Annotated in this window: 7 protein-coding genes, 3 tRNA genes and 1 pseudogene; 1 reads left to right on the top strand and 10 read right to left on the bottom strand. The window is 31.6% G+C overall.

The annotated features are described in order from the left end of the window. Window positions 1-111 precede the first annotated feature (111 nt). From ADIWIN_RS16310 to ADIWIN_RS16300, 3 genes are all read right to left on the bottom strand, one after another. Window positions 112-185, bottom strand: a tRNA-Arg gene (locus ADIWIN_RS16310). Window positions 186-219: 34 nt separating this feature from the next. Next, window positions 220-294, bottom strand: a tRNA-Pro gene (locus tag ADIWIN_RS16305). 53 nt (window positions 295-347) lie between these two features. After that, window positions 348-436 (bottom strand) — tRNA-Ser (locus ADIWIN_RS16300). A gap of 223 nt (window positions 437-659) precedes the next feature. Here ADIWIN_RS16300 and ADIWIN_RS16295 point away from each other — a divergent pair. Further along, window positions 660-1,256, top strand: a complete 597-nt coding sequence (locus ADIWIN_RS16295) for a hypothetical protein (RefSeq protein WP_020894630.1) — start codon at window positions 660-662, stop codon at window positions 1,254-1,256. A gap of 46 nt (window positions 1,257-1,302) precedes the next feature. Here the strand turns inward: ADIWIN_RS16295 and ADIWIN_RS16290 are convergent. The 7 genes and pseudogenes from ADIWIN_RS16290 to ADIWIN_RS16265 all read right to left on the bottom strand — a co-directional run bounded on the left by ADIWIN_RS16290 (window position 1,303) and on the right by ADIWIN_RS16265 (window position 6,496). After that, window positions 1,303-2,483: pseudogene (locus ADIWIN_RS16290) on the bottom strand (THUMP-like domain-containing protein). A 7-nt stretch (window positions 2,484-2,490) separates the two neighbouring features. Beyond that, window positions 2,491-3,579 carry an AI-2E family transporter gene (locus ADIWIN_RS16285; RefSeq protein WP_020894627.1) on the bottom strand — a complete coding sequence of 363 codons (1,089 nt, stop codon included), beginning with the start codon at window positions 3,577-3,579 and terminating at the stop codon, window positions 2,491-2,493. Between the two features lie 131 nt (window positions 3,580-3,710). Further along, window positions 3,711-4,217, bottom strand: coding sequence for a TrmH family RNA methyltransferase (locus ADIWIN_RS16280; RefSeq protein ID WP_040757623.1), 507 nt, complete (start codon window positions 4,215-4,217; stop codon window positions 3,711-3,713). A 48-nt stretch (window positions 4,218-4,265) separates the two neighbouring features. Continuing rightward, a complete protein-coding gene (locus tag ADIWIN_RS20410; RefSeq protein WP_152487282.1) occupies window positions 4,266-4,466 on the bottom strand; it encodes a hypothetical protein in 201 nt (66 codons plus the stop codon). A gap of 49 nt (window positions 4,467-4,515) precedes the next feature. Continuing rightward, entirely contained in the window at window positions 4,516-5,157 is a 642-nt protein-coding gene (locus ADIWIN_RS16275; RefSeq protein ID WP_020894624.1) for a DUF4159 domain-containing protein, read from the bottom strand. Continuing rightward, window positions 5,157-5,864, bottom strand: a complete 708-nt coding sequence (locus ADIWIN_RS16270) for a 16S rRNA (uracil(1498)-N(3))-methyltransferase (RefSeq protein ID WP_020894623.1) — start codon at window positions 5,862-5,864, stop codon at window positions 5,157-5,159. The genes ADIWIN_RS16275 and ADIWIN_RS16270 overlap by 1 nt, the downstream gene beginning before the upstream one ends. Beyond that, the gene (locus tag ADIWIN_RS16265; RefSeq protein ID WP_020894622.1) at window positions 5,864-6,496 is read right to left on the bottom strand and encodes a peptidylprolyl isomerase; all 633 of its coding nucleotides are present in this window, start codon (window positions 6,494-6,496) and stop codon (window positions 5,864-5,866) included. The genes ADIWIN_RS16270 and ADIWIN_RS16265 overlap by 1 nt, the downstream gene beginning before the upstream one ends. Window positions 6,497-6,737: the final 241 nt, after the last annotated feature.

Raw genomic sequence — 6,737 nt, 5'->3', positions numbered from 1 at the left:
TCAGGCTTTTTTTTTGCTTAAACACAACTTTTAGTCTTGATACCTTAAAACAGGTAAAAAAACACATAATAAAACACAAAAAAGCCTCAACATAAATGTTAAGGCTTTTTGTGATCGCACTAGGATTCGAACCTAGGACCGCCTGCTTAGAAGGCAGGTGCTCTATCCAGCTGAGCTATGCGACCATTCCAGAGTAAAACTCTAAAAATTCAATAAAAGTCGGGGTGGCAGGATTCGAACCTGCGGCCTCCACGTCCCAAACGTGGCGCGATAACCGGGCTACGCTACACCCCGAATTGGTTATCATTAATATTACTAACAGTCGCATATGCTGCAGTAAAATTTTGCGGAGAGACAGGGATTCGAACCCTGGGTAAGTGTTTCCACCTACGACGATTTAGCAAACCGCTCCTTTCGGCCACTCAGGCACCTCTCCAATAAGCATAAGAACATTCTCTTTAAATGCGGATGCAAATGTAGCTTAACATTTTAAAAAACGCAACAATTTTTTTGAGTTTTTTTAAAAATTATAGGAATATTTTACATCACATATTTAAGTGTATATTTATCAGAGAGATATAAGAATTGTGTTGAAATTTCTTATATCTATTTAGTGTTTGTTTTATTAAAGTGACCATTTATAAATTCTAAAGTGTTAAATGTCTAGTTATAAAAAAGATAGAGCGTTTACAGATTACGTGCATAAACATATTGCACTACCTAATATTTATAAACGCATTGATTGGCAGGAGGTTAGGTTAAAAAAGAGCTACGCTAAATTTATTGACATGACGGACGGTATTGATTACATTTTTAGAAATGGAAATGCTATAAAAAGTGTACAAGAACGTTTTAGAGAAGAAAAATATAAAACCTTCAACGATTTTACAATTCGTTATAGACGCGATAAAAACAAACATGAGGATCGTAAAGAATCTGAATATTTTAAAATGAAGGCGCATTATTTTACTTATGGTATTTTAAATTGCTCTAAAAAAGAAGTAAGTAAATCTTCAGAATTTTTTAAATATGCCATTATCGACTTAAAAAAAGTATATGAAAAGTTGGATTCTGGCGCTATATTTATTTCTGATAATGGCCAGAATAAATGTCGAATAATAGATAACAACCGATTAGAATGTCCTGTGAAATATAATTCTGATGGATCGTCTTCATTCTTTCCTGTTGATATTTCATTCTTGGTTAAACTTTGGGGAAATGATATGGTAGTTGTTCAAGACGGATTTCTGTCTTAGTTACATTGGAATGGTATAGTTGATCAACTAATATTGCTTGAAATTATTAATCTGCTTTAGAGCAAACGATAATAATTTTAGAATCATTGCAATCAGTAGAGAAAAAGAGGTAGGTATTTCCACCATCCTTGACTTTTAATTTTTTACGAATATCATTGACTGAAAGTGGAAAGTTTCGCGTGGTGATATTGGCTTTCGAGATTTTTTCTTTTGAAAATGTTTTTTTGTTGAATGGTAATATTTTTTCAATTATAAATCGCCGACCTGGAAAATCTATTAACGTTTGCGATGTATATAAATGCGAATGCTTGTGCAGCTTGTCTACATTAAGAAGCGTACTAACCGAATTAAAACTACCCGATTTTAAAACAGCAGCATTAGGTTCATACAAATAGGTGAGTGGTTCATTATAGGTTGCTATAGCTTCAGGCTCATCGTTGAAACTAAAATTAAAATTCTGAGAAGCATCTTTTTGTAAATTCACCGTTTTAATTAAAACGTCACCGTTAAAATTACGCTGTAATAGCCATAATAATTCTTTAACTTCATTGTTAACGGCTACAACATGAATCTCTTTTACATAATTCAAATCAGAAAGTGTCGCTGATAAATCCAATAATGGAGACGTTTTAATCATCACATTTTTGGAGTGTTTCATAAATAATTCTTGATGTATTTTTATGTTGGGCTCACAATCTGAGAGTAAAAAAACTTTTGTTTAGAATCATCGCGACGAGAAGGGTCAATATAAATCCAATCGAAAGGTTTATCAGCATGTTTTAAGACTTCAATACCACTTTCATTTAAGCATTTAATATTAGTAGTATTAAGAATTTTTATGTTATGATTTACAATTTCTGAAAGTTCTAAATTGATTTCACAATGTGTGACCTGTTTAATACGTTTTGAAAAAAAATAAGCATCAACTCCAAAGCCTCCCGTTAAGTCAATTAGGCTATCTCCAGTGATTAAATTTGCTTTATACTTAGCGGTAGTTTCTGAAGAGGTTTGTTCAATATTGAGTTTATTAGGGTAGTATATATTTTCAGCTTGAAACCAAGTTGGTAATTTCTTTTGACATCGTTTTTTTGCTTCAATTTGTTCTATGATTAATTTTGAATCGATAGTTTCAAACGGAATACCTTTCAGTAATAAATCAGAAGTATCTGAATTTATATTCTTCTGTATAAAGTTTTGAATTTCAATATTTAATAGTGTCTTATTCAATTTATAACTATAGGTTTTTAGTAAGCTTTTGAACAATGTTGTAATCCGATAAAAATTCTTTCAAAATTACTTTTAAAGCGGTGTAAGTAGGTATGGCTACAATCATACCAACAACACCAAAGAGTATACCTGAGATGATGATGATTAAGAAAATCTCTAGTGGATGAGATTTTACACTTTTAGAAAAAATGTACGGCTGACTAAAGAAATTGTCTACCAATTGTGCGAAAATAAAACCAATCATTACATAGGTTGTTTTCGGTAAAATTACCTCGCTAAAGCTTTCTCCTAAGTTGCTAGACATACTTAGTAAAAGCATTAAAAAGCCACTAACTAATGGCCCAACATAAGGTACAAGATTGAGAAGTGCACATAAAAATGCAATAACAATAGCATTATCAATACCAAACACTAATAAAACAATAGTGTAAATAACAAATAAGATTAATATTTGAAATATAAGCCCAACAAAATATCGGGATAATAAGTCTTTAATGGTAGTAATAGAACGTTTAGAACGTTCTTCATTTCCGCTTGGAATAAAAGTCATTAAGCCATCTTCAAACAGCTTACTATCCTTTAAAAAGAAGAATGAAATAAAAAGTACGGAAAACAAACCAATGCTGAAACTGCCCAAACCACTTATAAAGCTATTTAAAAAGTTAGGTATAATTGCAAAATCGAGTTTTGAAAGTAAATGCGAATCTTCAATGGATTGTTCAATATCAATATGGTTGAATTGAAAATAGGTGATAATTTGGTCATAAAGATTTTCAATATTGCCTTGTAATTCATCAATATTTAACAAGGATAAATTTTTACCCTGTTCAATAATCAATGGAATAAAAAGGCCTATGAGTCCAATAAAGAGTCCTAAAAGCAATACCATTGTGGTTACAACAGCAATGGTATTGTTAAACTTTAATCGCTCTCTTAAAAATAGTATAATTGGTCGTCCTATTAGTGAAATAACTACAGCAAGAGCGATGTAAACAATAACAGATTGAATTTTAAATAAGAAATATAATACAAGAATTACGGCTAGAATAACCCCTAATGCTCTTAAAATACCGTTGGCTATGGTTTTTGAATTCATGTGTTTGTGTTTATTGTTTTTAATAGGACACATGTTGTTCGCTATTAATAATGTGCTTAGTTAAAACACGTTTAATAGTCGCGTTTCATGCGATAAATATAGGGAAAGATGTTGAGATAAAATTCACTCATTTAAACAGCATTCAATTGTTTTGTGATTTCATAAAGTGCAATACTAGTGGCCTGCACAACATTCATACTGCTGTTATTACCAAACATATTAATATGGACGATAGCATCTACTTGTTCTAAAATAGCCTCAGATACACCAAAATTTTCATCACCTAAAATTAAAGCAATAGGTTGGCTGGTTTGAAGTTTAAATTCGGTTATGGGCTGGCTGTTTTCTGAAATTTCTAAAGCAATTAAATAGTAGTTATTTGCCTTTAAAGTTTTGATTTGTGTTTCAATATTGTCTTCTAAACTGTGATTAACGTACTTTTCAGTAGAGCGCGAGGTTTTTGTCATTCGTTTACCTAATGGAATATCTACACCACAAAAAATGAGTTTTTCAATACCAAAAGCATCTGCAATTCTGAATAGACTTCCAATATTTGGAGCATTGGTAACATTATCGCAAATTACTGTGATAGGAAATATTTGTTTTTTGAAATTGGAATTGTAGTGGTTGAGTTGCATAAAATTAGAAGATAGAAGCATGAAGAACGAAGTTTCGCTGTTAACTAATTATAATATTTCGCTACAGAATTGAGCATTACAAGTCCAAGCTAAATGAGATGGTATAAATCCAAAACAGGTATAAATATAATGGTAACTATCAACACCAATTTTATAAGTATGATTATTTATAGATTCCATAGATTGAAACGTAAAAGCTAAAACTAATAAAGCAGCTGTTATTTTATATTTTATTGAAAACCTCTTCATACCTATTTAGTCTTTGTTCTTGCTATTTTATCTTTATTCTAAATGATAATCAATTCTCAAAAACATACTTCACAATATTAGCTCCCATTTTAAGTGCTTTCTCTCTGACGTCTTCCGGATCATTATGAACTTCTTGGTCTTCCCAACCATCGCCTAAATCACTTTCAAGTGTAAAAAGTAATACTAATCTATTATCTTCAAAAATCCCAAAAGCTTGGGGCGCTTTACCATCATGCTCATGAATTTTAGGTAAACCATTCGGAAATTCAAAAGCAGAACTAAATATTTTGTGATCCTTTGGGATTTCAATTAATTCATTATTTGGAAATATTTTTTTGAGTTCCTTGGTAATATAAGGTTCCATTCCATAATTGTCATCAATATGAAGAAACCCACCAGAAAGGAGATAATTCCTTAAATTTTCGGCATCATCATCACTAAAGAATACATTGCCATGACCTGTCATATGTAAAAAAGGGAACTGATAAATATCTATACTTCCTACTTCTACAGTTTGAATACTTTCATTAATATTAGTATCAATATTATCGTTACAATATTTTACTAAATTCGGCAAAGCCGTTGGATTGCTGTACCAATCGCCTCCTCCTTTATATTTAAGAATGGCTACGTCTTGTGAAAACAAGAACAATGAAAAGAGAGAAAATAAAAAAGAAATAAATACTTTCATTAAAGTTCATTTAAAAATGCCATAGAATGGCAAGCTGCAATGGCAGCCGTTTCTGTCCTTAAGCGTGTCTCACCCAAAGTTACAGGAATAAAATGGTGCAGCAAGGCCATTTCAATTTCTTTAACGCTAAAGTCACCTTCTGGGCCAATTAATATAGTACAATCTACAGCCGTTTTTAATTGTGATTTTAACGACTTTTTGTCTGTTTCTTCACAATGTGCAATAAAGATCTGATCAGTGAAATCTTGATCAATAAAATCTTTAAAAGCCATTGGCGGATTTAGTGTCGGCAAATAACATTGCAACGATTGTTTCATGGCAGACTGAATGATTTTTTCAAAACGTTCGGTCTTCACCACTTTCCGTTCGCTATGATCGCAAATAATAGGCGTGATGGTTTCTACACCCATCTCCGTTGCTTTTTCTAAAAACCACTCGTACCTGTCGTTCATTTTTGTTGGAGCAACAGCCAAATGTAAATTGTAATTTCTTTTAGCTTGTAAACTTTTAGAAGTTATTGCAACCGTACAATGTTTTTGATCTGCTAGTGTAATTTCTGCAGTAAACAACCAACCATTCCCATTGGTGATATGCAACGTGTCACCAATGGTTTTGCGTAAAACTTTTGCGATATGTTTGCTTTCATCTTTATCAAAACTAAAGCTGGTATCGTTTTCAGAAATATTTGGATTGTAAAATAACTGCATTACTCAATATCTTCGGTGAATTTTAAGACTGTAATCTCTTCAATTGGTGTTCTGTTTTCGGTTTTAAGAACTAAATAATATTTTTTATTTTCAACATCGTCGATAGGAAAAATATCACCGATGTCATGATTTTCATGTATTGCCACAGCATCAAAAGCGAGAGGCATATCACCAGCTTTTATCCATCCAGTATCACCTTTTGTTTTTGCTGTATTTCCAGAAGAGTGGTGCTTTGCTAAATCTTTAAACTTATAGCCTTGTTGGTATAATGCAAAGACTTTCTCTCGTTTTAATTTGGCTTCTTCTTCTGACGTTTTAGAGGCATCAATTACAATAATGTTAAATTTAAAATGGTCCACATCAGATTTATCCACAACTTTATAAAAGGTTTTTTTAAAGTCGGTTCTTGTCACTTTTTTTCCTCCTTTAGAAAGATTAAACAGGTCGTCGGCTAATCTGGTTTTATGTTTTTCTTTATTATATATAGATAATTTACCTTGTTTAGGTTTGTTTTCTTTTAAAAACGCCGTTGCTTCCTCTGACGTTGAAATTGAATCGAGTTGTTTTTCAAAAGACTCTTGAGAAAAACTGAATAAAGGAATTAAAAGTAAAAGTGTAAATAAACGCTTCATAATTTAGATTTGAATTTAGTTAGATTTTGGGGTACTGCAAAGCAACTAAATTTTAGGTTATAATTGAAGTAAAGACTGTAAGAATGTTAACAGATGTTTTAACAATTTTGAAAAAGAAACTATTTTGTAATGTGCAAAACTCTTGTAGAGCTAAAAATTAGACATGAATGAAGACTTCTCTCCCCGTAAATCTCATTTTTTCTGAGAATCTCTGTGTACAACTTTTTCACTGAGATACTCA

Source organism: Winogradskyella psychrotolerans RS-3 (genome assembly GCF_000427335.1).
Lineage (GTDB): Bacteria > Bacteroidota > Bacteroidia > Flavobacteriales > Flavobacteriaceae > Winogradskyella > Winogradskyella psychrotolerans.
The sequence above is the reverse complement of the archived record's forward strand: the minus strand, read 5'-3'. Positions and strand labels throughout refer to the sequence as shown.